The sequence below is a fragment of the Corynebacterium sp. HMSC29G08 genome (assembly GCF_001806875.1).
Lineage (GTDB): Bacteria > Actinomycetota > Actinomycetes > Mycobacteriales > Mycobacteriaceae > Corynebacterium.
In genome coordinates this window covers 33,219-57,138 of sequence record NZ_KV786277.1, presented here as the reverse complement: position 1 = coordinate 57,138, position 23,920 = coordinate 33,219, and the positions used below count along the sequence as shown (strand labels likewise).

27 protein-coding genes and 4 tRNA genes are annotated in these 23,920 nt (G+C 60.1%); 14 read left to right on the top strand and 17 right to left on the bottom strand.

Annotated elements, in window-relative coordinates:
• Positions 1 to 2: 2 nt before the first annotated feature.
• From HMPREF3101_RS11045 to rdgB, 7 genes are all read left to right on the top strand, one after another.
• Entirely contained in the window at positions 3 to 542 is a 540-nt protein-coding gene (locus HMPREF3101_RS11045; protein WP_070465616.1) for a DUF2017 domain-containing protein, read from the top strand.
• A 16-nt stretch (positions 543 to 558) separates the two neighbouring features.
• Entirely contained in the window at positions 559 to 1,548 is a 990-nt protein-coding gene (locus HMPREF3101_RS11040; RefSeq protein ID WP_070465612.1) for a P1 family peptidase, read from the top strand.
• Between the two features lie 200 nt (positions 1,549 to 1,748).
• Complete coding sequence (locus HMPREF3101_RS11035) at positions 1,749 to 2,429, top strand: rhomboid family intramembrane serine protease (RefSeq protein WP_070465678.1); 681 nt, start codon at positions 1,749 to 1,751, stop codon at positions 2,427 to 2,429.
• On the top strand, positions 2,430 to 3,275 hold the full coding sequence (murI, locus tag HMPREF3101_RS11030) for a glutamate racemase (protein WP_246816740.1): 846 nt from the start codon (positions 2,430 to 2,432) through the stop codon (positions 3,273 to 3,275).
• A gap of 29 nt (positions 3,276 to 3,304) precedes the next feature.
• Complete coding sequence (locus tag HMPREF3101_RS11025) at positions 3,305 to 4,078, top strand: MBL fold metallo-hydrolase (RefSeq protein ID WP_070465610.1); 774 nt, start codon at positions 3,305 to 3,307, stop codon at positions 4,076 to 4,078.
• Between the two features lie 15 nt (positions 4,079 to 4,093).
• On the top strand, positions 4,094 to 4,831 hold the full coding sequence (gene rph, locus HMPREF3101_RS11020) for a ribonuclease PH (protein ID WP_070465607.1): 738 nt from the start codon (positions 4,094 to 4,096) through the stop codon (positions 4,829 to 4,831).
• Positions 4,828 to 5,445, top strand: coding sequence for an RdgB/HAM1 family non-canonical purine NTP pyrophosphatase (gene rdgB / locus HMPREF3101_RS11015; protein WP_070465604.1), 618 nt, complete (start codon positions 4,828 to 4,830; stop codon positions 5,443 to 5,445). The genes rph and rdgB overlap by 4 nt, the downstream gene beginning before the upstream one ends.
• Before the next feature lie 22 nt (positions 5,446 to 5,467).
• Here the strand turns inward: rdgB and HMPREF3101_RS11010 are convergent, their stop codons facing one another.
• On the bottom strand, positions 5,468 to 5,845 hold the full coding sequence (locus tag HMPREF3101_RS11010) for a DUF3817 domain-containing protein (RefSeq protein WP_070465601.1): 378 nt from the start codon (positions 5,843 to 5,845) through the stop codon (positions 5,468 to 5,470).
• On the bottom strand, positions 5,842 to 6,279 hold the full coding sequence (locus tag HMPREF3101_RS11005) for a hypothetical protein (RefSeq protein ID WP_070465598.1): 438 nt from the start codon (positions 6,277 to 6,279) through the stop codon (positions 5,842 to 5,844). The genes HMPREF3101_RS11010 and HMPREF3101_RS11005 overlap by 4 nt, the downstream gene beginning before the upstream one ends.
• Before the next feature lie 66 nt (positions 6,280 to 6,345).
• Here HMPREF3101_RS11005 and HMPREF3101_RS11000 point away from each other — a divergent pair.
• A tRNA-Leu gene (locus HMPREF3101_RS11000) sits at positions 6,346 to 6,430 on the top strand.
• Between the two features lie 7 nt (positions 6,431 to 6,437).
• Here HMPREF3101_RS11000 and bcp read toward each other — a convergent pair.
• Complete coding sequence (bcp, locus tag HMPREF3101_RS10995) at positions 6,438 to 6,908, bottom strand: thioredoxin-dependent thiol peroxidase (RefSeq protein WP_070465595.1); 471 nt, start codon at positions 6,906 to 6,908, stop codon at positions 6,438 to 6,440.
• 72 nt (positions 6,909 to 6,980) lie between these two features.
• On the opposite strand from bcp, the gene HMPREF3101_RS10990 reads away from it, so the two are divergent.
• Both HMPREF3101_RS10990 and HMPREF3101_RS10985 read left to right on the top strand, forming a co-directional pair.
• Positions 6,981 to 7,256, top strand: a complete 276-nt coding sequence (locus tag HMPREF3101_RS10990; protein ID WP_070465593.1) for a DUF3618 domain-containing protein — start codon at positions 6,981 to 6,983, stop codon at positions 7,254 to 7,256.
• Positions 7,257 to 7,348: 92 nt separating this feature from the next.
• Positions 7,349 to 7,852, top strand: a complete 504-nt coding sequence (locus tag HMPREF3101_RS10985; RefSeq protein ID WP_246816739.1) for a DUF305 domain-containing protein — start codon at positions 7,349 to 7,351, stop codon at positions 7,850 to 7,852.
• On the opposite strand, the gene HMPREF3101_RS10980 is transcribed toward HMPREF3101_RS10985, so the two are convergent.
• Both HMPREF3101_RS10980 and HMPREF3101_RS10975 read right to left on the bottom strand, forming a co-directional pair.
• On the bottom strand, positions 7,849 to 8,427 hold the full coding sequence (locus HMPREF3101_RS10980) for an isochorismatase family protein (protein WP_070465587.1): 579 nt from the start codon (positions 8,425 to 8,427) through the stop codon (positions 7,849 to 7,851). The genes HMPREF3101_RS10985 and HMPREF3101_RS10980 overlap by 4 nt on opposite strands.
• A gap of 59 nt (positions 8,428 to 8,486) precedes the next feature.
• Positions 8,487 to 8,559 (bottom strand) — tRNA-Lys (locus tag HMPREF3101_RS10975).
• A gap of 211 nt (positions 8,560 to 8,770) precedes the next feature.
• On the opposite strand from HMPREF3101_RS10975, the gene HMPREF3101_RS10970 reads away from it, so the two are divergent.
• Positions 8,771 to 9,931 carry a L,D-transpeptidase gene (locus tag HMPREF3101_RS10970; RefSeq protein ID WP_246816738.1) on the top strand — a complete coding sequence of 387 codons (1,161 nt, stop codon included), beginning with the start codon at positions 8,771 to 8,773 and terminating at the stop codon, positions 9,929 to 9,931.
• A gap of 2 nt (positions 9,932 to 9,933) precedes the next feature.
• On the opposite strand, the gene HMPREF3101_RS10965 is transcribed toward HMPREF3101_RS10970, so the two are convergent.
• The 12 genes from HMPREF3101_RS10965 to HMPREF3101_RS10910 all read right to left on the bottom strand — a co-directional run bounded on the left by HMPREF3101_RS10965 (position 9,934) and on the right by HMPREF3101_RS10910 (position 19,240).
• Entirely contained in the window at positions 9,934 to 10,800 is an 867-nt protein-coding gene (locus tag HMPREF3101_RS10965; protein WP_070465585.1) for a siderophore-interacting protein, read from the bottom strand.
• 147 nt (positions 10,801 to 10,947) lie between these two features.
• Positions 10,948 to 11,020 (bottom strand) — tRNA-His (locus tag HMPREF3101_RS10960).
• A 118-nt stretch (positions 11,021 to 11,138) separates the two neighbouring features.
• Positions 11,139 to 12,803 carry a phospho-sugar mutase gene (locus HMPREF3101_RS10955; RefSeq protein ID WP_070465582.1) on the bottom strand — a complete coding sequence of 555 codons (1,665 nt, stop codon included), beginning with the start codon at positions 12,801 to 12,803 and terminating at the stop codon, positions 11,139 to 11,141.
• A 3-nt stretch (positions 12,804 to 12,806) separates the two neighbouring features.
• Positions 12,807 to 13,463, bottom strand: a complete 657-nt coding sequence (deoC, locus tag HMPREF3101_RS10950) for a deoxyribose-phosphate aldolase (protein ID WP_070465579.1) — start codon at positions 13,461 to 13,463, stop codon at positions 12,807 to 12,809.
• A 59-nt stretch (positions 13,464 to 13,522) separates the two neighbouring features.
• Positions 13,523 to 14,911, bottom strand: coding sequence for an MFS transporter (locus HMPREF3101_RS10945; protein ID WP_070465577.1), 1,389 nt, complete (start codon positions 14,909 to 14,911; stop codon positions 13,523 to 13,525).
• Positions 14,912 to 14,953: 42 nt separating this feature from the next.
• The gene (gene deoD / locus HMPREF3101_RS10940; RefSeq protein WP_070465574.1) at positions 14,954 to 15,685 is read right to left on the bottom strand and encodes a purine-nucleoside phosphorylase; all 732 of its coding nucleotides are present in this window, start codon (positions 15,683 to 15,685) and stop codon (positions 14,954 to 14,956) included.
• Between the two features lie 81 nt (positions 15,686 to 15,766).
• Positions 15,767 to 16,807: a sugar-binding transcriptional regulator gene (locus tag HMPREF3101_RS10935; protein ID WP_083280230.1), complete on the bottom strand. Its 1,041-nt coding sequence runs from the start codon at positions 16,805 to 16,807 to the stop codon at positions 15,767 to 15,769.
• The gene (gene orn, locus HMPREF3101_RS10930) at positions 16,804 to 17,436 is read right to left on the bottom strand and encodes an oligoribonuclease (RefSeq protein WP_070465570.1); all 633 of its coding nucleotides are present in this window, start codon (positions 17,434 to 17,436) and stop codon (positions 16,804 to 16,806) included. Before orn ends, HMPREF3101_RS10935 begins: the two co-directional genes overlap by 4 nt.
• Entirely contained in the window at positions 17,429 to 18,244 is an 816-nt protein-coding gene (gene cmrA, locus HMPREF3101_RS10925; protein WP_070465567.1) for a mycolate reductase, read from the bottom strand. The genes orn and cmrA overlap by 8 nt, the downstream gene beginning before the upstream one ends.
• A gap of 11 nt (positions 18,245 to 18,255) precedes the next feature.
• Positions 18,256 to 18,582 carry a transcriptional regulator gene (locus HMPREF3101_RS10920; protein WP_070465564.1) on the bottom strand — a complete coding sequence of 109 codons (327 nt, stop codon included), beginning with the start codon at positions 18,580 to 18,582 and terminating at the stop codon, positions 18,256 to 18,258.
• Positions 18,579 to 19,037, bottom strand: a complete 459-nt coding sequence (locus tag HMPREF3101_RS10915; RefSeq protein ID WP_141737449.1) for a hypothetical protein — start codon at positions 19,035 to 19,037, stop codon at positions 18,579 to 18,581. The genes HMPREF3101_RS10920 and HMPREF3101_RS10915 overlap by 4 nt, the downstream gene beginning before the upstream one ends.
• Before the next feature lie 129 nt (positions 19,038 to 19,166).
• Positions 19,167 to 19,240, bottom strand: a tRNA-Arg gene (locus HMPREF3101_RS10910).
• 91 nt (positions 19,241 to 19,331) lie between these two features.
• On the opposite strand from HMPREF3101_RS10910, the gene HMPREF3101_RS10905 reads away from it, so the two are divergent.
• The 3 genes from HMPREF3101_RS10905 to ettA all read left to right on the top strand — a co-directional run bounded on the left by HMPREF3101_RS10905 (position 19,332) and on the right by ettA (position 23,884).
• Positions 19,332 to 21,305 (top strand): bifunctional copper resistance protein CopD/cytochrome c oxidase assembly protein, encoded by a 1,974-nt coding sequence (locus HMPREF3101_RS10905; protein ID WP_070465558.1) that lies wholly within the window; start codon positions 19,332 to 19,334, stop codon positions 21,303 to 21,305.
• A 190-nt stretch (positions 21,306 to 21,495) separates the two neighbouring features.
• Positions 21,496 to 22,122: a single-stranded DNA-binding protein gene (locus HMPREF3101_RS10900; protein ID WP_070465554.1), complete on the top strand. Its 627-nt coding sequence runs from the start codon at positions 21,496 to 21,498 to the stop codon at positions 22,120 to 22,122.
• A 91-nt stretch (positions 22,123 to 22,213) separates the two neighbouring features.
• Positions 22,214 to 23,884, top strand: a complete 1,671-nt coding sequence (gene ettA / locus HMPREF3101_RS10895; protein ID WP_070465551.1) for an energy-dependent translational throttle protein EttA — start codon at positions 22,214 to 22,216, stop codon at positions 23,882 to 23,884.
• Positions 23,885 to 23,920: the final 36 nt, after the last annotated feature.

Genomic DNA, 23,920 nt, shown 5'->3' with positions numbered 1-23,920 from the left:
TCATGGAGGCATGGCGTAGGAAGAAAGGGTTGTTGCGCTCTGGCGTGAAGTTCACAACCCGTTTTGATCCGCTTGAACGTGAGCTGATTGGCAACCTGACGGCTACGGTTGCTGAGGCGTTGATCGGGCGAGCCCAGTCGGCTCCGAAGGATGAGTTTGCGGAGATGATGGGTGTCTCCACTGGCCATACGGAGGCGCCGGAAGATCCGCGATTGGCGCGATTGTTGCCAGACTTTGAGCTGGAGGCGGACCAGGAGTTCGACGGGGATAACGGCCTGCTTCGCAGCCTGCACGAAAACGACATTATTAAGTCGAAGCTTGAGAACCTGCAGGTGGTCAATGAGGTGCTTGGCCCCACTGGTGGGGTTGAGGTGACCATTGATGGGGAAGACGCGCCGCGTTTTGTTGCTGCGCTCAATGACCTGCGCCTGTATGTGTCTGAAGATACGTCGGGCACGGAGCGGGCCCAGGAGAACCGTCAGTTGCTCATGGACTGGTTGGCTGTGTGCCAGGACTCCTTGCTGGAAGCAATGTTGGATTAAGTGGGGCTTGTTGCTTATGAGCGTTCCGTTGCCCTTATCCATCGGCCATCAATCCTTAGGCGATACGGGTGTGACAGCGATTGTCCCCGTGGACCCGGAAGGTATGCGCGCAGCGGTGGATGTCCGAGGCGGTGGTCCGGGCACGCGTGAGACTGACCTGCTGGAGCCATACAACACGGTGGAGAAGGTCGGCGCGATCCTGTTGTGCGGCGGTTCCGCCTTTGGCCTCGCCGCTGCAGACGGGGCGATGCGGGAGCTGGAGGAGCACGGTCGGGGTTTCCGGGTGTTTGGTGATGAGGTGCCTAACGGCCCTGTGGTGCCTATCGTGCCGGCGGCGGTGATTTTTGATTTGGTGGTGGGCGATCCTGTGCACCGTCCTGTGGCTGCTGATGGTGCGGCTGCTGTGCGCGCTGCCTTGGAGAGCCAGCCGGGCGAGCTGGCCCGTGGCTGGGTTTCCGGCAGTGTAGGTGCGGGCTGCGGCGCAACCGCAGGTGTGTTGCGCGGCGGGTTTGGCGTTGCGCAGCAAACAGTTGGCGAGTACACGGTGGCCGCGTTTATTGTTGCCAACCCGGTTGGCTCCGTGATCGATCCGCATACCGGGTTATTCTACGCCGACTCTGCACAGCCCTCCGTGGATCCCGAGGCGTTTGCAGCGCTCAAACGTCCAACGCCGAAGCTCAACACCACTATCGGGGTGATTGCCACAGACGCGCCGTTGGACAAAGCGCACCTGAAGAGGCTGGCCATGACCGGCCATGACGGCATCGCGCGTGCCGTGAGACCGGCGCATTCACCCCTAGACGGAGACACGTTGTTTGCGGTGTCCGTGGGTGGCGATGATGTGGGGGCTGGAGTGGGCACCGGAGTGGGCGTTGCATTGGACGTCGAGAAGCATATGGCTCTTGGTGAAGCTGCCGCGACGTGTGTGGAAACCGCAATTGTGAACGCGGTGATGCACGCAGAGCCTGCCTATGGGGTGCGGGCGTGGCGTGAGGTAGCCCGCTAAGCTGGCCCACGATGAATCACAACCAGCACCACACCCCGCCCGGCTGGGGCTACGGACCCACCGGCCAACCTGGCTACGGCAAACCGTTCCAGCGGCCGTTTAGCCACCCCGAAACCCAGATGCCTGCCTTCTACCAGGGCCAGCAGCCTGGGCTGCCTGGGCCACAGTTCGGCCAGGCTGGGCCACAGTTCGACCAGCCGATGAGCAAACGCAAGGCGCAACGCCGCACAGGCCTGCGCTTTGCGGCGCTATACGTGCTGTCCATCTGGGTGGTGTTTATCATCAACGCGATCGTCTTCGGCGGCAACCTCCTCTATATGGGTATTCACCCGTTGGACGTGCCTTCGCTGCCGTTTATCTTCACCTCCCCGCTGCTGCACGGCAATCTGGAGCACATTTTGGGCAACACCGTGCCGGGTGCGATTTTCGCGTTCCTTGTGGGCTACTCCGGCAAACGTGTGTTCTGGGAGGTCACCGCTTTTGTGGTGATTATCGGTGGGCTTGGGACGTGGCTGTTTGGCGGCATTGGCACCAACCACGTCGGTGCATCCGGCCTTGTCTACGGCTGGCTGGCGTACCTGATTGTGCGCGGCTTCTTTAACCGTTCCGGCCAGCAGATTGCATTGGGCGTCATTCTTGGTTTTCTGTACTCCGGTTTGGTGTGGGGCATGTTCCCCGGCAACCCGGGCGTGAGCTGGCAGGCGCACCTGTTCGGTGCGATTGGTGGTGCAGCTGCTGCGATGATCATCACCTCTGATGACCCGCCGGCACTGGTGATGAAGCGCCAGCGCAAGCAACTGGAGAAGCAGCAACTGAAAAACGCCCAGCAACCGGTGCAGATGCCGTACCAGCAGAACCCGTTTGGTAACCAAAGGCGTTAGGTGAATCCGGTGGTAGAAGCTGTGGACACTGTGGGCACTGTGGATGCGCAAGCCCCGATTGGGATTTTTGACTCCGGCGTTGGCGGACTCACCGTTGCGCGCGCGGTGATGGATCAGTTGCCGCATGAGTCCATGATTTACATCGGCGATACCGCGCACGCCCCCTACGGGCCGCAGCCGCTTGCAGATGTGCGTGCTCACGCCCAGCGCATCAGCGACGAGCTTGTAGAACGCGGCTGCAAGATGCTGGTGATCGCCTGCAACACGGCCACGGCTGCCTTTCTTCATGACGCGCGGGAGCGCTACAACGTACCCGTCGTGGAAGTGATCCAGCCAGCGGTGCGTCGCGCTATGGCTACTACCCGTAACGGCAAGGTCGGCGTGATTGGCACCCAGGCCACGATTACCTCCGGGGTGTACCAGGACCTGTTCGCGCTCAACCCGTCGGTAGAGGTCACGGCCGCGGCGTGTCCGGCATTTGTCGAGTTTGTGGAGCGCGGTATCACCTCCGGCCGCCAGATCCTTGGTGTGGCGCAGGGCTACCTTGAGCCGCTGCAGGCAGCCGGCGTGGACACTCTTGTGCTTGGGTGTACGCACTACCCGTTGCTGTCTGGCGTGATTCAGCTGGCTATTGGAGACGGCGTGACGCTGGTCAGCTCTGCCGAGGAAACATCTAAGGACGTGCTGCGTGTGCTGACAGAGCAGGACATGCTCGCCGAAGCCGGTATGGGAGAGGGCCGCGCTACCGCACCGACTCGCGTATTTGAGTCCACCGGCGACCCGGAGAAATTCGACCACCTTGCGGAACGTATTTTGGGCCCGCGTATTCATGCCGTGCAGCGCTGAAGGCATGCGTACCTAGTACAGTGTCATCCATGAAGTTGACCATCATCGGTTGCTCTGGAAGCTTGGGCGCGCCGGGCAATCCCGGATCTTCGTACGTGGTGTCCACTGAGGGCAACCCGGACGTAGTGATGGATTTGGGACCGGGTGCGCTTGCTGGGCTTCGTAACCTGGGCTTTGATCCGTCGGCAGCGCACGTGACGTTTTCGCACTTGCATGCGGATCATTGTTCGGACACGGCGTCGTTGTTGGTGTGGCGTCGCTACCACCCGGAGCGCCCGGCGGTGGGGAAGAACCGGATGTATGGGCCGAGTTTTACCGCGGACTTTATTGGCCAACTGGGTGCCGATGGGCCGGATAAACCAACTGACATCACGGATACGTTTGATGTTGGCGTGTGGCAGGAGCACCAAGCGGTCGCTTTCGAAGGCGTGACTATTACGCCGTTTGCGGTGGAGCATCCCGCTGAAGAGTCGCATGCGTTGCGTGTCCAAGACAACGCCACGGGTGCGGTGCTGACGTATTCGGGTGATAGCGGCTATACGGCGTCGCTAGTCAAAGCAGCTCAGGGTGCGGACCTATTTTTGTGTGAGGCTGCCTGGGGGCCTTCGGCTGAGGGACAGCCGGAGGGCATGCACTTGTCCGGTGAGGAAGCCGGCCGCATTGCGCGTGAGGCCGGGGTGAAGAAGCTGGTGTTGGTGCACATCCAGCCGTGGAGTGATAAGCAGGCCACCCTGGAGGCTGCCCGGACGCAATTTGATGGCCCGATTGTGCTTGGTGAAGCGGGAGCGGAATTCACTGTGTGAGTTAGGCTGGGTCGCATGACTGATCCAGCTTTGTTTACGCGTGCGGATGGCCGTGCGTTTGATGAAATGCGTCCGGTGCGCATCACCCGTGGTTTTACCTCCAACCCGGCGGGCAGCGTGCTCGTGGAGTTTGGTAACACTCGCGTGATGTGTACGGCTTCTGTGGAAGAGGGCGTGCCACGTTTTAAGAAGGATTCTGGCGAGGGGTGGCTGACTGCGGAGTATTCCATGCTGCCGGCCGCAACGCATGAGCGCATGCCGCGTGAGTCTATGCGCGGCAAGGTCAAGGGCCGTACGCACGAGATTTCTCGTCTGGTGGGTCGTTCGCTGCGCGCTGCGGTGGACCTGAGCCAGCTGGGGGAGAACACCATCCAGATTGACTGTGATGTGCTGCAGGCAGACGGTGGTACCCGCACCGCTTCGATTACCGGCGCGTACGTGGCGCTGGCGGATGCGATTGGGGTGCTCAAGGAGCGTGGGGTGGTTCCGGGTGAGCCGTTGTTAGCCCCGATTGCGGCGGTAAGCTCCGGGATTATCGACGGTCACGTGTGCCTCGACCTTCCCTACGAGGAGGATTCCCGCGCGGAGGTGGACCTGAATGTGGTGATGCAGGAGGGTGGCAACTTCGTGGAGATCCAGGGCACGGGTGAGCACGGCCTGTTCGGCCGCGATGAGCTCAACCAGATGCTGGACGTGGCGCAGAAGGGCTGCAACGAGCTGATTCGCGCGCAGCGAGAGGCGCTTGGTCTGTGAAGCTGCTCGTAGCCTCCGGGAATGCGAAGAAGCTTCGTGAGTTAGACCAGGTGCTTCAAGATCTGGATATTCGGGGTGTGGAGCTTCTTTCGCTTAGCGACGTTGACGCGTACCCCGAACCACGCGAAACCGGCCTTAGCTTCGCGGAGAATGCCTTGATCAAGGCTCGAGCGGGCGCGCGTGCTACAGGCTTTGCGTGCGTGGCGGATGATTCGGGTCTGAGTGTGGATGCGCTGGGTGGCATGCCGGGGGTGTTGTCTGCGCGCTGGTCGGGTGCGCATGGGGACGATGAGGCAAACAATCGTCTTTTGCTTGCCCAGATGGAGGACATCGAGCAGCGTGCTGCGGCGTTTGTGTCCTGCTGCGCGCTGGTGGTGCCGGACTTGGAGGTGGGGTCGGGCGCTTTGCGGGAGTTCACGGCTGAGGGGCGTTGGGAGGGCCAGCTGCTGCGCGCCCCGCGTGGGGAGAATGGCTTTGGCTATGACCCGCTGTTTGCACCCGCTGATGCCGATGGGCGTTCGTCTGCGGAGCTGACGGCGGAGGAGAAAAACGCCCGCTCCCACAGGGGGCAGGCGTTGCGGTTGCTGGCACCGCATATTGCGGCGTTGCTCTAGAGCTGGCTTTTAGAGCTGGCCTTTAGAGCTGGAAGGTCTGCTTCACTTCTTTACGACGCTTCGCTTCCACCACAAACGACAAGAACGGCACCACGCCTGAAATGGCCGTAACCACCCACGTTGCTGCCGGCCAGCGGGCGGTGGTGCCCAAGTTCAGCGACGTCATCAGAAACAGCACGTACGCGAGACCATGGACGCGTGCCACCCAAGCCAAGGCTGCAACATCCATGTGGAAGCCATACTCCAAGATCATGCGGATCACCAGCAGGATCAGCAGTATGCCTGTCAGCCACGCGGCTACCGAGAACAGGTTCAGCGCAGTGCGCACACGGCGTTGGCGCTCCGGGTGGATACGGGGCTGTGCCGACTGCTGGGTGGATTCCTGAATGGGCTCCGTCATGAATCGCCTTTCTCTGGGTCTGGTTGGTGTCGACGCTGTGGCGTTAACAACTCGTTGTACTCGTCTATGTCGAGGTGTGGGCGTTCGGGCAAGAAAGACTCATCAATCGCCCTCGGGCCGACGGCGGAGGAGTCTGCGCCGTATTTGGCAACATCGGCCTCATACATGTCTTCCATTGCTTTGCCAGCGTTGATGGCGTCGATCTTTTCGTTCTCCATCCGGATTCCGGTGCGATACGCGTAGACAAAGAACGCCCCGAAGAACGGCCACTGCAAGGCGTATCCCAGGTTCTGGAAGGTACCGGTACCGGATTGGTAGCGCTGCCACTGCCAGTTGGCCAGCAAGATGGTGGTTATCACCGCGGCGATCAGGAGGAGAATGTGCCAGGCGCGTACGCGCACACGTTGACGCGGTTGCTCTGGTTGTTCATTCATATCCCACACCTTACCCCCGTGCGGTGCGGGGCAAAACGGTCAAGCAGTGTAAAATGTCTAACGCATGCGCCCGTGGCGGAATTGGCAGACGCGCTGGATTTAGGTTCCAGTGCCTTAGGGCGTGAGAGTTCAAGTCTCTCCGGGCGCACCACTTATGGCTAGATACCCCAGTCGCGCAGGATGCGGCCAACGTGGCCGGAGGCGCGGACGTTGTACTGGGATTGTTCGATTTTGCCGTCGTTTACCAGGAATGTGGAGCGAATGACGCCTTCGACGATTTTGCCGTAGTTGTTCTTCTCACCAAACGCACCCCATGCGCGCAGCACGTCCTTTGACGGGTCGGAGAGGAGCTCGACCTTCAGGTCGTGGTCTGCACGGAACTTTGCAAGCGCCTCTGGTTTGTCGGGGGAGATGCCTACAACTGCCACGTCAGCATCCGCAAAGGCGGACCACTCATTGGTGAAGTCGCAGGCTTCGGTGGTGCAGCCGGGAGTGTTCGCGCGGGGGTAGAAGTAGATAATGACGCGCTTTCCTGCGTAGTCAGACAGCGAGACTTCCTCGCCGCGGTCATTGGTCAGGGTGAATGCTGGGGCGGTGTCGCCTGCTTCAAGTCGAATCTGCTCAGTCATGCCTCTCCGTTTTACACGTTTTTCTATTAGTGTGGTTCGCAGTACTGAGAAGTTTTGATTGGAGTTTTACCCGTGGCACGTGACATCAACGACATTGAGCGCGAGCTTGCTCGTACCCGCACCCAGCTCGCCAGCACTTTGGATGAGCTCGCGGACCGTACCAGCCCCTCTGCGCTTGCAGACAACGCGAAGGGCCAGGCGAAGAACCTTCTGCAGGATGAGACTGTGCAGAAGGTCATCGGTGGCATCGCAGTGGGTGTTGCCGCGTTGGTGAGCATTAAGTTCTTCAACAGCCGCAAGCGCAAGAACGAGCTCAAGGAGCTGCAGCGTCTGCTGGCCAGCCGCTAAGATCAACAGGTGCGACCAAAAATCATTCTTCGCGCCGCCCGTACACCGCAGTCATCGCCATCCTGGCAATCGCACTGCTTGTACTGGCGGCGTTGTTTGTTGTTCCCCGATTCCGCAGCGGCGCTGGCGGCGACGGCGCCCCGAACGACGTTGACGTGCACTTTGTTGGCATGATGGTCCCGCACCACGATCAGGCCATCGAAATGTCCGATGTGTTGCTTGCCTCCGATGTGGAAGACCCGGCTGTTCGTGACCTCGCGCAGCGCATTAAGGAAGGCCAGGAGCGGGAGAACGAGCAGATGCTCGCGTGGGCCGACGAGTGGGGGATCGAAGAAGACATGGAGCTTCACTCCCAACACATTGCCAACGGCATGTTCATACCCTCGCAGCTTGAAGCGTTCCGCAACCTTTCCGGCGATGAGCTTCGAGCAGAGTTTCTCGAGATGATGCACCACCACCATGCCGAGGTCATCGCGATGACGCAGGGCGAAGTGGACAACGGCGGATACGCCCCTCTGAAGAAGATGGCGAAAGAGATGATTGCGGTGCAAACCGCTGAGATGCGCGAGATGGAGCAGCTGCAAGCTGCCGGTTAGTCCACGATTTCCGCGCCGGCCACTTGCATCTCGGTGAGTGCGGCTTGGCCACGTGCGGCGTCGACAGGCGAGCAAAGCTGCGGAAGTACCCGCACGGAAAACCCTTCCTTCAGTCCGTCTAGGACCGTGGCACGCACACAGTGATCGGTAGCAATACCCACAACGTCGATCTCGTCAATGCCCTCAGCGCGCAAATAGTCCGCGAGTAGGGTGCCGGCCTCAACATCGCCTACACGGCCCTCAAAACCCGAATAGGCGGCCGTAAACGCCCCCTTGCGGAAGAAGGCGTCAATCTTGTTGCTGTGGGCGTCTAGCGGCGCACGAAGCGCAGCCCCTTCCGAAGACGCGACGCAGTGCACCGGCCAGGTATCTACAAAATCTGGAGTCTCCGAAAAGTGTGAGCCCGGATCAATATGCCAATCCTGCGTGGCAAGGATGTGGGAGTACTCACTGCCATCCGCCTGAGCCACCAGTTCTGCGATGCCAGTGGCGACCTGGTCGCCCTTCTCCGTGGCAAGCGAGCCACCGGGGCAGAAATCATTTTGAACGTCCACAATCACTAACGCACGAGTCATGTGGCTAGCGTAGCGAAAAGCCCCTAGCCTTTGTGTAAAAGCTAGGGGCTTTGCCCTTGTGCGCCATCAGGGAATCGAACCCCGAACCCACTGATTAAGAGTCAGTTGCTCTGCCAATTGAGCTAATGGCGCAACGGGATATGACTATAGCAGCGTATTTATTATGTGTGAAATCGCCTGTTCAGGGCGGATTTTTGCGATAGTGTTGCGCGTTTAAACTTTTGTTTGTTTGGCGCTATCGTGTCATGGGTACAACAAATGGTGCTTGGGCCTGAAGGGGCTCGGAAGCTTGAAGGGTGGCGAAATGCGAAGCAGGGCAATTGCGGCGACGCTAGCAGGCCTAATGCTGTGCGGAATCACACTCATTGCTTGCACCATTGGGGAACCCGGCACGGGCCAAGACGCTGACGCAGATACCTCGCTTACCACCGGTGCTGCAGCAACCACCACCGCCGCAGCTAAACCGCCACGCATTTCCGTCAAGGACGGTGCGACGGGGGTGGAGCCATGGGATGGGGTGATGGTGACGTCGGCAAGCAAACTGCTCGAGGTCAGCATGACCAACGAACAGGGCCGGGAAATTGACTCCAAATTCAATGCGGACAAGACCGAATGGACCATCGATGAGCCGATGGGCTACGGGCGCACCTACACGTTGACCGCGAAAAACGTGGACGGCAAGACGTCAACCGCCACGTTCAGCACCATCGTCCCGGACCGGCAAGCCACGGCAGCTGTGGGGCCCCTCGACGGATCAACCGTTGGTGTGGCGCAGGCCGTGAGTTTCCGCTTCAGCGTGCCAATCACGGACACCAAGGCGGTGGAAGACGCAATTACTATCGAGACCTCAAACGACACCGAAGGCGGCTTCTTCTGGCTCGACCCTTATGAGCTGCGCTGGCGTCCGAAGGAATACTGGGAGCCCGGCACCAAAGTGGACGTTGCGGCCGAGTTCTACGGGCGCGATTTTGGTGGCGGCACCTGGGGATCCAGTGACATCAACATCAGCTTCACCATCGGTGACGCAGTGGAGACCGTCATAGACAACGCCACGAAGACCCTGACTGTGACCCGCAATGGTGAGGTGCTGAAGTCATTTCCCATCGCGCTTGGTCGCGACGGCGCCTACGACACCCCCAATGGCACCTACGTGGTCGGTGACGAGCACGCGAGCCTGGTCATGGATTCCCGCAGCTACGGCCTCGGCCTGGACCAGGGTGGCTATGTCACGCCGGTGGATTGGGCGACGCAGATGTCTTACTCCGGCATCTACGTCCACTCCGCACCGTGGGCTGCCTGGGCGTGGGGCAACACCAACGTCTCCCACGGCTGCGTCAACGCATCGCCGGAGAATGCCCGCTGGTTCCAGGAGACCGTCCGCCGCGGTGACCCCGTCATTGTGAAAAATGCGCTGGGAGGGGACCTTTCGCCTTACGACGGCCTCGGGTACTGGAACTTTCGCTGGGAACAGCGCTCCGGCGGCTCTGAAGACCCAAACGCTTAAGGCTAGGCCTTAGCGCTTTCCTCCTCGGCTTCGATCTGCGCGTTGAACTCTCGCTTTGAAGCCTGCCACTGGTCTTCCGTCATGCCGATCCGCCAGTAACCGGAGATGGACACGTCTTGGCGTGCAATTTCCGAATCAACGAAGAGGAAACGGCGCATCTCCTTAATCATCTCCGCGACACCGTGGATAAACCATCCCGTTTTCTTGCCCTCGGGGATGCCGGCTTCGCGGACAACGCGGGAAAGCTCAGTGCCGTGGGTGGCACCGTTGCGGGTCACCCAGTGGATTTCCACACCTTCGCGGGTGGGCAGTTCGAACGTGCGGTCATCGGCTTCGATCTCGATGTAGGCGGTGGCCGTCGCACCCTCAGGCAAGTGCTTTAATCCAGCGCCGATGGCGGGGGCGGAAGATTCGTCTCCAGCAAAAACGAAGTGGTCGTAGTCTTCCGTCGGGCCCCACGCGCCGCCTGGGCCGAAGAAGCCAAACTTCTCTCCCACCTCAGCCGTGCGCGCCCAGGGGCCAGCCAGCCCAGCGTCACCGTGGGTGACAAAGTCAACGTCGAAGTCGCCGGTTTCCGGATCCAGGTTAATCAGGGTGTAGGTGCGGGTAACCGGCTGCATGTCACGCGGCAGCTCTTCGCGGACTTTCACGGCATCAAATGGCCAGGAATAATCGGCGCCTTCTGGCACGAACAACAACTTGATGTAGTGGTCCGTAAACTCCAGCTCTCGGCCCACGAGGGCAGGGGAGTTCATGCTCAAACGAACCAGGTCTGGGGAAAGCTGGCGGCGGCCCGTCACGGTTGCTTCGTTTGCCTTGCGAACTTTGCGCCGTGGCGCCGTGTTATTTGTTTGCTCGGCCATAGTCATCACAGTCCTCGAGTTCTTGCTTGGGGAATGTCTGTCGAGGCCATCGTACACGTTTTGGATTTAGGTAAGGCTAACGTATGTTGAGGGTTTGGTCTTTTGCGCACAACGAAAACCGGCGCCCACCCGAAGGTGAGCGCCGGCGCTAGGGGTGGCTGACGGGGCTCGAACCCGCGACACCCAGGATCACAACCTGGTGCTCTACCAGCTGAACTACAGCCACCATCGCTGTTTTGCACTAGCCATAAACGCTATGCTTAAACAGCCCTGCCTACCTTAGTACGACCGCCCGGGGAAACAAAAATCGCAGGCCAGTCGCGCTAACGCAGAAGCGGTGTGGGCTACATGCCGCACAGTGTGCGGGTGGCGTCGGAGAGCCTAGCCAGGCGTGCGTCAGCAGCCTCCCAGTCCACAACACCAGAACCAGTCTCCATGACTACCTCCAGGTAGCACTTCAGCTTTGGTTCGGTGCCGCTTGGGCGGATGATTACGCGGTCATCAGCCTCGGTGCGAATCAGGATGCCGTCAGTGCCGGGGGTGTTGCCATAGCCGCCAGCAAGATCGACGTACTCCGTAACGGCAGAGCCGACCAGCTCTTGCGGCTGTAGAGCGCGCAGTCGCTGCATGGCCTCGCTGATCAGGGACAAATCCTCCACGCGGAATGTCAGCGGCTGCGTGCGGTACAGGCCGTAGGTGCCGGCGAGCTCGTCGAAGTGCTCAAGCACACTCACCCCGCGTGCCTTCAGTTCAGAGACCACGGTTGCGGCGACGATGGCGGCACTAATCCCGTCTTTGTCACGCACGTGTGCGGGGTCCACACAGTGGCCGATAGCTTCCTCGTAGCCGTAGACAAGCTCAGGTGTGCGCCCGATCCACTTGAATCCGGTGAGCGTGGTGGCGTGCTTCAGGCCGTGCGCTTTGGCAATCTGGCCCAGCATCCTCCCGGAGACGATGGAGCAGGCAGTCGCGCCGCCAGAGGCATGTGAGGCCTTATACTCGCCGATCAGAGCGCCGGTTTCGTCGCCGGAGAGCTTCACCCATCCGTCCCCGATCGAGGTGCCTGCAGACGCCTCGTCGCGCGCCGGGACCGCCAACGCACAGCGGTCCGCATCCGGATCGAGAGCAATGATCAGGTCCGCACCCACCTCGTTCGCCTTCGCCACAGCCAGGTCGAGTGCCCCGTCTTCTTCCGGGTTGGGGAAAGCCACCGTTGGAAACTCCGGATCAGGGGCCCATTGCTTATCTACGCGCACTACGTCCCCAAAACCCGCCGCCGCCAGCGCGTCTTCTGCCAACTGCCCACCTACGCCGTGCATGGGGGTTAGCACGATGGTGATGTCCGCGGCGGGTTTGCCAAGTGCCGCTGCGGCTTCGATGTAGGCGGGGCGGGGGTCGGGGTTGTCGTGAGCGCCTGCAAGCACAAGCTCCGTAGCCCCAGGAGCTTTCGCGATCTCGGCTGCAATCTCCTTGTCCGCGGGTGCGATGATCTGGACACCGGCAGCATCACCTGTGGCAACGCGGCCGCCAAGGTAGACCTTGTAGCCGTTGTCCCACTTCGGGTTGTGGGAGGCAGTAACCATGATGCCGGCGTCCGCCTCAAGGTGGCGCACGCTAAATGAGGTCAGCGGGGTCGGCTCTCCCAGCGGCAACAGCATCGCGTGGCCGCCAGCGCCAGCGACAACCTGCGCTGCTGCTTGGGCGAACTTGGAGGAGCCGTGGCGAGCGTCGCAACCAATGACCACGCGCGGGGTTTCCACCTGCTTGTTCAGCCAGGCCATCAAGCCTGCGGTGGCGCGCATGACAACCGCCTGGTTCATAGCGGATTCGCCGAAGCCAATCGGGCCGCGCAGCCCGGCAGTGCCGAACTCCAGTGGGCCGGCAAACGCGCGTGCAAGCGCCTCCTCATCGTTGTTATCCAACGCTTCTTGGAGCGCCGCACGGGTCTTCGGGTCGGGATCCTGTGCCAGCCACGCGCTAGCATGTTCGCGAGCTTGTTCACGCAGCATCGTCTACTCCCAACCGTCCAGCACAGCCTCGGTGCCGGACAGGCCCAAGCGCGAGGCGCCTGCCTCGATCATGGTGCGGGCGGTTGCGGCATCGCGGATACCACCGGAGGCCTTGACGCCAAGCTGCGTGCCCACGGTCTTGCGCATCAGCTCCACCGCGTGCGCCGAAGCGCCACCCGCCGGGTGGAAACCGGTGGACGTCTTCACAAACTCCGCGCCGGCGGCAACGGAGGCTTCGCATGCTTTGACGATTTCCTCGTCCGTAAGAACTGCGGACTCGATGATCACCTTGAGCAGCACGTCACCGCAGGCCTTCTTCACCGCGGCGATGTCTTCGCGTACGGCATCCCAGTTGCCTTCCTTGGCAGCACCGATGTTGATCACCATGTCCACCTCGTCCGCGCCGTTGTTCACACACCACGCGGCCTCAGCAGCCTTGGCCGCAGTGGGCACTGCACCCGAGGGGAAGCCGCACACTACGGCTACCTTGAGGTTGTCTGGCGTCTGGATTGGAAGCATGGACGGCGACACGCAGACGGAGAAGGTGCCCAGCCGGGTGGCGTCTGCAATCAGCTTCTCCACGTCGGCGTGGGTGGCCTCCGGCTTGAGCAGCGTGTGGTCAACCATCTGAGCGACATCTGAGCGAGTAAGTGAAGTCATGGGTTGTTCTCCTTCAAGGTATGAGTGGTGTCTGGGTTCTTAGGCGCGCTTAAGCGCGCTTAGGCGGGCTGTTTCATGCGTGCCGTCATTGCGGCGTAGAGCAGCGTGCCGGCAACGGCGATGGCAGCCAGGATCAGCATGACCATCGGGTATGTGCCAGCGCTATCCGCCAGGAAGCTCGGCGCAGGAAGATTCAGGTCTGCCAACTTTGCGCTGTACGCAATGCCAAGCGGCACGGCCAGGTTGATGGTCAGGTTGTAGAAACCAATGGCAATACCGGACTTTGCAGGCGGGATGTTGCCGATAGCAGTAGCCACCAACGGTGCGTAGAGCAGGGCGAAGCCACTAGCAAACAGCAGGGACGACAACACGAACACCCACGGGCCGACCTGCATGAAGAACGCCACAATAAGCAGTGCCACGGTAATGGAGGAAAGCGCGGTAAAGATCGCCGGGCGGGTAGGCAGGAACTTGCCGATCTGACCAGAGAACACGCCAACCAAAATGGCGGCGGTGTAGCCGGGGATGAGCAAGTACGAAGCAGTGTCTGCCGTCAGGCCGTGGACCTGCTTTGCCATTGCCGGGAACAGCACCAGGTAGCCGAGCTGCACCGAGTAGACAATGAACACCAAAATGATGGCGGTGACGTACGAGCGGTTCTGGAAGAACTCCGGATTGACCAGCGGGCGCTTGCCGTTTTTCACGTACATGACAAACAGCACCACAGCGGCGAGCAGCGGCACCAGCCACAACCAGTTAAACGCCTGCATGAACATGATCGCGGAGGTGGCCAGCACGGCGATCAAGCCGAGGCCGATCCAGTCCACGTGGCCGGATTCCAGCGATGCCTCCTCCGGCACGGTTTTCAAAATCACCGGGATGGCCAGCACGAGCACCAGCGGCACGAGGAACATTGCGGTCCAGGAGACCTGGGTTGCAATGTAGCCGGAGGTCAGCGCGCCGAACAGGGTTGCTGCCTGGAAAGCTGCGGTGGAAAAGCCCAAGTAGGTCTTCTGATCCTTGGGTGCGAGGTGCTTGGTTACGTAGATAACGTAGAGCGTTTCCGCAGCGGCAAGGCCGGTGGTCTGGATGATGCGGCCGGTCAGCACCAGCGGCCAGGAGCTCTGGCCGAAGTAACCAATCAAAGATCCGATCAGGGTGAGCACGATGCCCACGAGCAGCAGCTTACGAATGCTGACTATGTCTGCCAGCGCCGCGTAGACCACGGCGCCGATGCCGATGATCACACCGGCCAGGGAGGCTTGCAGACTGACCTCATTGAGCGACAGGCCAAGCGCCTCACCCATCGGGTCAGTCATGAACTTGAAGCCGTTATCAATGATCAGTGAGAAAACGAACGTGAACAAAATGATGGGCACGGCGTGCTTCGGGCTGATTTTTACGTCGGTGCCCGGCTGGGAGCCCGCCTGTGCGGCCTGTGTTGTCATCGCTTCGGACTTTCTGTGTCAGGGATTTCTTGGTGAATGTGCTTAGACAGCAGCCAGCGGCAGCGCCAGCTCCATCATCTGGGTGAATGCGCTCTCGCGCTGCTCGGCCGTAGCCTTTTCGCCGGAGCCGATGACATCAGAGACGGTGAAGATGCCCAGTGCGTCAACACCGGCTTCAGCAGCAGTGGCGTAGAGGCCAGCGGATTCCATCTCCACGCCGAGCACACCCATGCGGGTCCAGCGGTCATTCACGTCATCTTGGAAGTTGTAGAAAATGTCAGAGGACAAAATGTTGCCAACGTGGATGTCCACGTTCTGCTTTTTCGCTTCCTCGGCGGTGGCAGAGAGCAGCTTCCAGGAGGCCGTCGGGGCGTAGGTGCCCGGCAGGTTGTACTGCTCCAAGAAGCGCGAGTCTGTGGATGCAGAGGATGCGACGATGATGTCAAAGAGCTTCAAATCCGGCTGGAAGCCGCCGCAGGAGCCGACGCGTACCAGCTTCTTCACTCCGAAGAAGTGGATCAGTTCGTAGGCGTACAGACTGATGGACGGCACGCCCATACCGGAGCCCATGACCGAAACCTCGTGGCCCTGGTAGGTGCCGGTGTAGCCGAGCATGTTGCGCACGGCGTTGAACTGGACAGCGTCTTCAAGGTAGGTCTCTGCGATGAACTTTGCGCGCAGCGGGTCGCCGGGCATCAGGATCGTTTCAGCGATCGGGCCGGTGGGCACAATGTGAGCGGTTTGGGTGGTTGGAATCGGGCTGGAGTTTGCCATGGTGCGGATGTCCGCCTTCCTGAGAGTGAACCTGTTCTTGCGCCCTTTATTGTAGAAAACCCTCAGAACATATGGCAATTGTTATTTTTGCAAATGTTTACGACGTTCGTGGAGTGCGAGCACGCGCCGGGCCGTGTGCTCATCAATCACCAGGTCAGTAGCCAGCCCCATCCACAGCGCAGTTTCAATTGCCTCAGCCTTGTATGTCCCGCCGGCAATGAGCACGCGGCGCGGACGTGCACGCAGATCCTCCAGGCTGATGCCTACGGTCAAGGCATCGATATCCGGGGCAGCAATCTGCCCGTCGTGGGTGTAAAACCGCGAACACACATCACCAACGGCAACTCCCACGAGCTGCTCCACCATGGCGTCCGAAAGATAGCCCAGGTTCATCACCAGGGATTCCCTGCGTGCAGAGCCAACCGTAAACGCCACGAGATCCGTCTCGCGGCCTTGGTTTAGCACATCAGCAATGTGGGAATCCTGCTCCACAATGTGCTTGGTTTCCACCTGGTCAAAAATCACCGGCAGCGGCAGCGCAAGCGCAGGGGCGTTGAACGCAGCGCAGAACAGGTTCATCGTCTCAAAGTTGTTCGTAGACAAGTTTGAACGCGAAGAACCGCCTTTCAGCTGCACAATCTGGCGCGCCCGAGTATGCGTGTGGCGTAGGTTGCGAGCCACATGCAGCATGGTTTTACCCCAGGACACGCCAACAGACATGCCATCTTCTACCACTTCTTCCAAAAAGCGTGCGCCCGCAATACCAAGGTCATCGGCTATCGACGGATGATCGCCCGCCCCACTCGGCGCCTGCGGAGGGTGCACCACGCGCACGCCATCAAGACTGAACAATGCGCGCAACCGATCACCAACCTGCGCACCCGCCTCCTGCGGGTCATGGATCTCAATAACCACAAAGCCACGCTCACGGGCATGCTGCAGAAGCTTCGCCACCGTCGGGCGCGAAATACCCATCTGCGCCGCCACCTCCGCCTGGCTTAAGCCCTCGCGGTAATACAGCTTTGCGGCGTCAATCGCGTCACGGTCGCGCTGCACCGTGCCCGAACCCGCCGTGCCCGAACGCTGGCCCGAACCTACCGTGCCCGAACGCTGGCCCGTCATAGGTACGGCTTGTAAGCTTCGTGCGCGTTATTCGCGGCGGCCTTGGCAGCGTCGCCGTCGGGGCCGGGGGAGGGGGTGAACACACAGCGCCGGTAGTAATCAAGCTCCTGGATGGACTCCACGATATCCGCCAGCGCACGGTGGCTCATGCCCTTATCCGGCTGGTTCTGGTACGTCTTCGGATACCAGCGGCGCGTGAGCTCCTTGATGGTCGAGACATCGATCATGCGGTAGTGCAACGCAGCGTCAACCCGTGGCATCTGCTCACGGATAAACATCCGGTCCGTAGCAATGGAATTACCCGCGAGCGGCGCCGGGTGATTGGGATCGCAGTGCTTTGCAATCAGCTCCAACACCGCGTCTTCGGCTTCTTCGATGGTCACGGCGGAACGCTCAATCTCGTTCAACAGCCCGTTTTCAGAGTGCATGTTGCGCACGAAATCATCCATCTGCGCAAGCTGCGCTTCAGTGGCGTGGACAACCAGATCGATGCCGCTATCCAAAATGTTCAGGTTCGCGTCCGTGACCAAGGCGGCAACCTCCACAATCACGTGGCGGGAGGGGTCAAGCCCGGTCATTTCGAGGTCGACCCAGACCACGCGATCGTCGCGAAGCAAAAGCTCAGGCATCCTGCTCTTCTCCCATCTTTGCGTAGAAGGACCCCAAAAGCGGCGAGAGCGAACCGCGCGGGGCATACGTTGACACAACGTCCATCGCCTTCGACAGCGGGCCCGGTACAACGCGACGCTTGTTGCGGCGCATCGCACGTAACGTGTCATCAGCGCAGGACTCATACGTGGTCCAAAGGAAATCGGGCACAAGCTTGTCAATAAAGCTCTGCTCTTCCTCCGGAATCTCCGCCGCACGCACCGGCCCCGGGGCAAGCAACGTGCAGTGCACGCCCGTGGGTTTCAGCTCATAGTGCAGCGACTCCGTAAACGTATTCACGCCCGCCTTAGTGAAAACGTAGGTGGAGTTGTTCGGAATAGGGGAGTTACCCGCGGCGGAGCCAACGTTGCACAGCGCACCGGTGCCGCGCGGCACCATCTGGTCCAGCACCGCCTTGGTCAGGCGAAACACCGCCGTGGCGTTCAAATTGAACTGATCCACCTCGTAGTTCCAGTCCTGGCGCATGAACGGGCCGAAGCTAGCAATACCCGCGGAGTTGACGCAAATGGCGACCTCACGGTTCTGGATGTGCTCAATCAGTGCGGTCACGTCACGTTCCTTTGACAGGTCCGCCGCAAACACCTCCACGTGCACACCGTGCGCGCTCGCCAGCTCCTCCGCCAGCGCCATCAGCACGTTTTCGCGCCGCGCCACGACAATCAGGTTGTAACCGCCCGCGGCCAGCTTGCGGGCCATCGCCTCACCGATGCCTTGGCTCGCACCGGTGATCAGGGCATAGTTGCTTTTCGACGCCTCCGGGAAACTCATAACCCTAAACCCTACCCACTTACGTCACTTTCACCGGCGATAGAACGCAACGCATCCATATGGCCGCGGTACGCGGCAAGGCCCGCCTTGGTCAGGGTTACCCACACGGTGTCTTTCGCGCGGATGGAGCCATACTCGCGAAAGCGGGTGACGTAGCCGTGCTCTTCAAGCACGCTGAGCTGCTTGGATAACGTTGCGTCAGTGGTGTCTACGATGTCTCGCAGCTGCGCAAAGCGCATTTCCTTGCGGATGTTTTCCTCAGTAGCGCCCGCTGCGGCCAGGGCTGCGCAGATCTTTAGACGCGTAATCGGGTGGATGATTGGGTCGAGCTGGCTCACTTGGATACTCGCCCCCACGTAAGGCTCGTCGCCACGATGAAGACGATCGCGATGAGTGTGCCAGCGGTAGCTGCCACGGCGATGTTGTTGCGTGGCAGGAACTGGAGACCGACGTATAAAACGGTGTAGCTAGCCATGTAGAAAAGGAACGTGGTCCAGCTCCACGTGGTGTCGTCCGGGCGCACCTCTTGCTTGTAGGAAATGCGCACCGCAGATTTCCTGCGCCCCTCTACGGCCCAAACAAGAACGATGGTGCCCGCGATGAGGAGGAATGTGATCAGCACTTGCTCCATAAGTGCCGTGAAAAACGCCAGACCCATGGCAATTCCAGTTGGAATGATGTACGCCCACGGTTTTGATGTGGTTGTCTCGGTTGCGCGCGTTTCAACGTATTCGGCGGCGCGCAGTGCATCACGGGCGTCTCGTACGGCTTTTGCTGCCTCCATATTTTCCATAGTGGAAAGTGTACGCGGCTTTGGAACTGTTTGCAGCTACCTAGACGCAGCTACCAAGCGAAAAAGGGACTGATAGCTACAGGTAGGTAGCTACAAACGTGGATTCCGTTGCTGAACCTCGACGAAAAGCGCCCCCAGCAGGACTCGAACCCGCGACACACCGGGTAGAAGCCGGTTGCTCTAATCCACTGAGCTATGGAGGCAGTACACGAGGGATTGTAACGCAGCCCAACACACAAAGAACACCAAGAGCCGGTTAGGCCTAGAAAACGTTGGAAACGTAGGGTTGTTGCCATGCGTGAAAAGCGGTCTGTGCAGGCGGCGTGGCCGTTCTATCTCACCTCAATACTTCTTGCAGGAATTCTGGCGGGAACGTTGGGGCAGTTGTTCTCCGGTGAGTCGCTGGCGGTGCTGGGTATTCCTGACCCGGGGTGGCCGACCACGTTCGGGCTGCCCGCAGTTCGCGGGGCGGCGTGGATGCTGGCGGCACTGGCCAGCGGGTCCTTCCTCTTCTCCGCGTTTCTGATCCCGCCGAAGCAGGTGGGCAAAGACCTCAACCAGGCCCCATTGACGGTGGATGGGGTGGTGGCGTCGCGGGTGGGGGCGTGGGCGTCGATAAGCATGATGGCTCTCGGACTGATCATGATTCCACTGGTGCTTTCAGACGTTTCGGGCCAGCCCCTAAAAGATGTCCTGTTCAGCCCCGGCGCGTGGTCCACCGCCATTGACCAGGTCAAAGAAGCCAAGGTGTGGCTCATCGTTGCTGCGATCGCAGCAGTAGTGGCGGTCGGGGGATTCATAGCACGCACCTGGTGGCCGCAGGTGGCGCTGTTTCTCGGCTCGGTGCTTGCCATCATGCCGCTGGCGCTGACCGGCCACTCCGCATCCGGCGGCAACCATGACTTTGGCACCAACTCCTTTATCTGGCACCTGGTTGGGATGCTGCTGTGGGTCGGGGCGCTGATAGCGTTGGTGGCACACGGGCGCAGGCTTGGACCCAACATGGAGCAGGCGGTGCGCAGGTACTCAACCATTGCGCTGGTGAGCTTTATTGTCATGCTGGCCTCCGGCGTGGTTAACGCGTTGATCCGCATCGCACCTGAGCAGCTCACGCAGTACCACTACGGGTGGGTCCTGCTTGTTAAGTTTGTGGGCATCTTCATCCTGGGGCTGATGGGCTTTGTGCACCGGCAGAAAACCATTCCAGTGTTGAGCACCAACCCGCGGGCGTTTACTCGTCTGGCCACCGTAGAAGTGCTGTTCATGGCACTGATTACCGGCCTGGCGGCAACGCTTGGGCGCACGCCGCCGCCACCGCCGCAAGTGTTCAACATCACTGTGATGCAGGTGAAGATGGGCTACGACTTGCACGAGCCGCTCACCGTGGGCAACTGGCTGACCTTGTGGCGTCCGGAGCTGCTTTACAGTGCAATCGCCTTGCTGTTGGCCGTGTATTACCTCTCCCTGGTGCGACGCGTGAAGAGTTGGGAGCTCTCCCGCACCCTCTGGTGGCTTGCGGGCTGTGCGACGATTGTGATCACGCTGTCTTCGCGCTTAGGAATGCACATGCCGGCGTCCTACTCCGCACACATGACAGTGCACATGATCCTGTCCATGGTGGTACCAGTATTTATGGTGCTTGGCGCGCCGCTGACGCTGATCCGCCGCGCCTACCCGGAAGGCGAATTCAACCCGCGACTGTGGGCGGAGAGCTTCCAAAACTCGAAGTTCTTGAGGGTTGTGACGTTCCCGCCTCTGAGCTTGGGACAATTCGTGTTCTTCTTCTACGTGATGTACCTGTTCCCGTCGCTGTATGAGCTGATGATTTCGGAACACGCAGGCCACGTGATCATGAACGGCATATTTATGGTCTCTGGCTACTTCTATTTCTGGGAACTGATTGGTCCTGATGAGATCCCGGGCCGTGTCAGTGCGAAGGCGCGCCTTGCGTGGCTGTGGGTGTCCATGCCGATCCACCTGTTCATGGGTGTCTACCTCATGCAGCTCAGCACGGTGCTGGCAGAGGACTTCTACCGCATGCTGGCACTGCCGTGGGACCCGGATCTGTTGGCGGACCAGAAGGCCGGCGGTGGCATTGGTTGGGCGTCTGGCTCGTTCCCGCTTGTGATCGTCTTCGGCGTGCTGTTCCGTGCCTGGTTGGCTGAGGACCGTGAGGAAACCCGTGAGGTGGATCGCCGCGCGGAGGAAAACGATGATGATGAATGGCGCCGCTACAACGAGATGCTGGCGCAATACAATCGCCAATAGGGTGTCCTGAACTGCGCGTTTTCATTAAGTGTGGATAACTTCCGAGTTATCCACAGCTTTTTTCTTTGGGGGTTGGCAAGCAGGTGTTGCCGTGAGATTCTGCCCGTGGGTACGCAAAAGAACGTGCCCGAACCGCCGGGAACAACCGGTAACTGTTTAGAAGGAAAATCACGGAAAGGGGGGCTCTTCCATGAGCACCGACATCACCATCCACGGCAACCTTGTTGCAGAACCGACCATCGCCTGCGTAGGAGAGAAGGGAACCGCACTGTCCAAGTTGCGCGTTGCTTCTTCACGACGCCGCCGCACCGACGAAAAGGATGAACACGGCAAAGACGTCTGGATGGACATTGACCAGCTCTACATTGACGTCAATTGCTGGGGTGACCTGGCGGTAAACGTCAAGGCGTCGCTGTTTCGCGGCAGCCCTGTTGTTATCACCGGCCGTTTGCTTACAGAGTCGTGGGAGGAAACCGGCGAAGACGGCAAGACCGTCAACCGCTCAAAGATTGTCATGCGCGCGAGCCGCGTCGCGTTTGACTTGGGAAACTTCCAGATCAACTCGCGCAAGACCACCAGCGTCTCCCACACTGTGGAGGGCACCGAAGAGGTACAGGTGAAATCCTTAGAAGACCTGCTGCGTGGCAACAGTCAACCTCGCCAAAGTGCGGAGGACCAGCTGCCGCCGAGGAAACCCATGGCGCCAAGCTTTGGGGATAGAGCCAACACCGCGCCAACGACTGAATCCAGCGCCGAATCTAACGATGAGCTAGTCGGTGCCGCGGCAGGGGTTGATGAGGACGGGAGACCCTTTTAGAAACCTAGTGTTCCTGCCGCTCTAGCAAGGGCGCGCGTGATGTACCCTGTGGAAAGCATTTCAAGCACTGTTTAACACAAGGGGATACCACGTGGCTGAGTTCATCTACACGATGAAAAATGTTCGCAGGGCCATCGGTGACAAGGTCATTTTGGACAACGTCACCATGGCTTTCTACCCCGGCGCCAAGATTGGCGTCGTCGGCCCCAACGGCGCCGGTAAGTCGTCCTTGCTCAAGATCATGGCTGGCATTGACCAGCCGAACAACGGTGAAGCGTTTCTGCAGCCCGGTGCCTCCGTTGGCATTTTGCTGCAGGAGCCGCCGTTGAATGAAGAGAAGACGGTTCGTGAGAACGTCGAAGAGGGCCTGGGCGAGATCTTTGAGAAGAAGCAGCGCTTCGAGGCGATCGCCGAGGAGATGGCCACCAACTACTCCGATGAGTTGATGGAGGAGATGGGCAAGCTCCAGGAGGAGCTGGATGCCGCTGACGCTTGGGAGGTTGACTCCAAGATTGAGCAGGCGATGGAAGCGCTGCGCTGCCCGCCGTCTGACGCTGCGGTAACCAACCTGTCTGGTGGTGAGCGCCGCCGCGTGGCGCTTGCGAAGCTGCTGCTGAGCGAGCCGGATCTTTTGCTTCTTGATGAGCCGACGAACCACCTGGACGCCGAGAGCGTGCTTTGGCTGGAGAAGCACCTGCAGACCTACCCGGGTGCCGTCCTTGCCATTACTCACGACCGCTACTTCCTGGACAACGTCGCAGAATGGATCTGTGAGGTTGACCGCGGCCAGCTCTACCCGTACGAGGGCAACTACTCCACCTACCTGGAGAAGAAGGCTGAGCGTCTTGAGGTTGCCGGCAAGAAGGACCAGAAGCTGCAGAAGCGCCTGAAGAACGAGCTTGAGTGGGTGCGTTCCTCCCCGAAGGCACGCCAGGCGAAGAACAAGGCTCGTCTAGAGCGCTACGAAGAGATGGCTGCTGAGGCGGAGCAGTACAAGAAGCTGGACTTTGAAGAGATCCAGATTCCGACCCCGCCACGCCTGGGCAACAAGGTTGTTGAGGTTGAGCACCTGGACAAGGGCTTTGACGGCCGCATCCTGATCAAAGACCTGTCGTTCACCCTGCCGCGCAACGGCATTGTGGGCGTGATTGGCCCCAACGGTGTGGGTAAGTCCACCCTGTTCAAGACCATCGTGGGCTTGGAGGAGCCGGACGCCGGCACCGTCACAGTCGGTGACACGGTGAAGCTGTCCTACGTTGACCAGAACCGCGAGAACATCGATCCGGAGAAGACGGTGTGGGAAGTGGTTTCTGATGGACTGGACTACATCGTGGTTGGCCAGAACGAGATGCCTTCACGCGCATATCTGTCTGCCTTTGGTTTCAAGGGTGCGGACCAGCAGAAGCCGTCCAAGGTGCTCTCCGGTGGTGAGCGCAACCGCCTGAACTTGGCGCTCACACTGAAGCAGGGCGGCAACTTGATCCTGCTCGATGAGCCGACGAACGACTTGGACGTTGAAACCCTTGGTTCCCTGGAGAACGCGCTGCAGAAGTTCCCGGGCTGCGCTGTGGTGATTTCTCACGACCGGTGGTTCTTGGACCGCACCTGTACCCACATCCTTGCCTGGGAGGGCAACATTGAAGAGGGCAAGTGGTTCTGGTTCGAGGGCAACTTCGGCGACTACGAGAAGAACAAGGTTGAGCGCCTTGGTGAGGAAGCGGCCAAGCCGTCTCGTGTGACACACCGTAAGCTCACCCGCTAAACCACACGCTAAACCACACGCTAAGCAGCTGTTTAC

Excerpts from the sequence above, each read along its gene's own strand:
- HMPREF3101_RS11045 (WP_070465616.1), top strand. The coding sequence starts at position 3 with ATGGAGGCATGGCGTAGGAAGAAAGGGTTGTTGCGCTCTGGCGTGAAG.
- HMPREF3101_RS11040 (WP_070465612.1), top strand. The coding sequence starts at position 559 with ATGAGCGTTCCGTTGCCCTTATCCATCGGCCATCAATCCTTAGGCGAT.
- HMPREF3101_RS11035 (WP_070465678.1), top strand. The coding sequence starts at position 1,749 with ATGAGCAAACGCAAGGCGCAACGCCGCACAGGCCTGCGCTTTGCGGCG.
- HMPREF3101_RS11025 (WP_070465610.1), top strand. The coding sequence starts at position 3,305 with ATGAAGTTGACCATCATCGGTTGCTCTGGAAGCTTGGGCGCGCCGGGC.
- rph (WP_070465607.1), top strand. The coding sequence starts at position 4,094 with ATGACTGATCCAGCTTTGTTTACGCGTGCGGATGGCCGTGCGTTTGAT.
- HMPREF3101_RS11010 (WP_070465601.1), bottom strand. The coding sequence starts at position 5,845 with ATGACGGAGCCCATTCAGGAATCCACCCAGCAGTCGGCACAGCCCCGT.
- HMPREF3101_RS11005 (WP_070465598.1), bottom strand. The coding sequence starts at position 6,279 with ATGAATGAACAACCAGAGCAACCGCGTCAACGTGTGCGCGTACGCGCC.
- bcp (WP_070465595.1), bottom strand. The coding sequence starts at position 6,908 with ATGACTGAGCAGATTCGACTTGAAGCAGGCGACACCGCCCCAGCATTC.
- HMPREF3101_RS10980 (WP_070465587.1), bottom strand. The coding sequence starts at position 8,427 with ATGACTCGTGCGTTAGTGATTGTGGACGTTCAAAATGATTTCTGCCCC.
- HMPREF3101_RS10970 (WP_246816738.1), top strand. The coding sequence starts at position 8,771 with ATGCTGTGCGGAATCACACTCATTGCTTGCACCATTGGGGAACCCGGC.
- HMPREF3101_RS10965 (WP_070465585.1), bottom strand. The coding sequence starts at position 10,800 with ATGACTATGGCCGAGCAAACAAATAACACGGCGCCACGGCGCAAAGTT.
- HMPREF3101_RS10955 (WP_070465582.1), bottom strand. The coding sequence starts at position 12,803 with ATGCTGCGTGAACAAGCTCGCGAACATGCTAGCGCGTGGCTGGCACAG.
- deoC (WP_070465579.1), bottom strand. The coding sequence starts at position 13,463 with ATGACTTCACTTACTCGCTCAGATGTCGCTCAGATGGTTGACCACACG.
- HMPREF3101_RS10945 (WP_070465577.1), bottom strand. The coding sequence starts at position 14,911 with ATGACAACACAGGCCGCACAGGCGGGCTCCCAGCCGGGCACCGACGTA.
- deoD (WP_070465574.1), bottom strand. The coding sequence starts at position 15,685 with ATGGCAAACTCCAGCCCGATTCCAACCACCCAAACCGCTCACATTGTG.
- HMPREF3101_RS10935 (WP_083280230.1), bottom strand. The coding sequence starts at position 16,807 with ATGACGGGCCAGCGTTCGGGCACGGTAGGTTCGGGCCAGCGTTCGGGC.
- orn (WP_070465570.1), bottom strand. The coding sequence starts at position 17,436 with ATGCCTGAGCTTTTGCTTCGCGACGATCGCGTGGTCTGGGTCGACCTC.
- cmrA (WP_070465567.1), bottom strand. The coding sequence starts at position 18,244 with ATGAGTTTCCCGGAGGCGTCGAAAAGCAACTATGCCCTGATCACCGGT.
- HMPREF3101_RS10915 (WP_141737449.1), bottom strand. The coding sequence starts at position 19,037 with ATGGAAAATATGGAGGCAGCAAAAGCCGTACGAGACGCCCGTGATGCA.
- HMPREF3101_RS10905 (WP_070465558.1), top strand. The coding sequence starts at position 19,332 with ATGCGTGAAAAGCGGTCTGTGCAGGCGGCGTGGCCGTTCTATCTCACC.
- HMPREF3101_RS10900 (WP_070465554.1), top strand. The coding sequence starts at position 21,496 with ATGAGCACCGACATCACCATCCACGGCAACCTTGTTGCAGAACCGACC.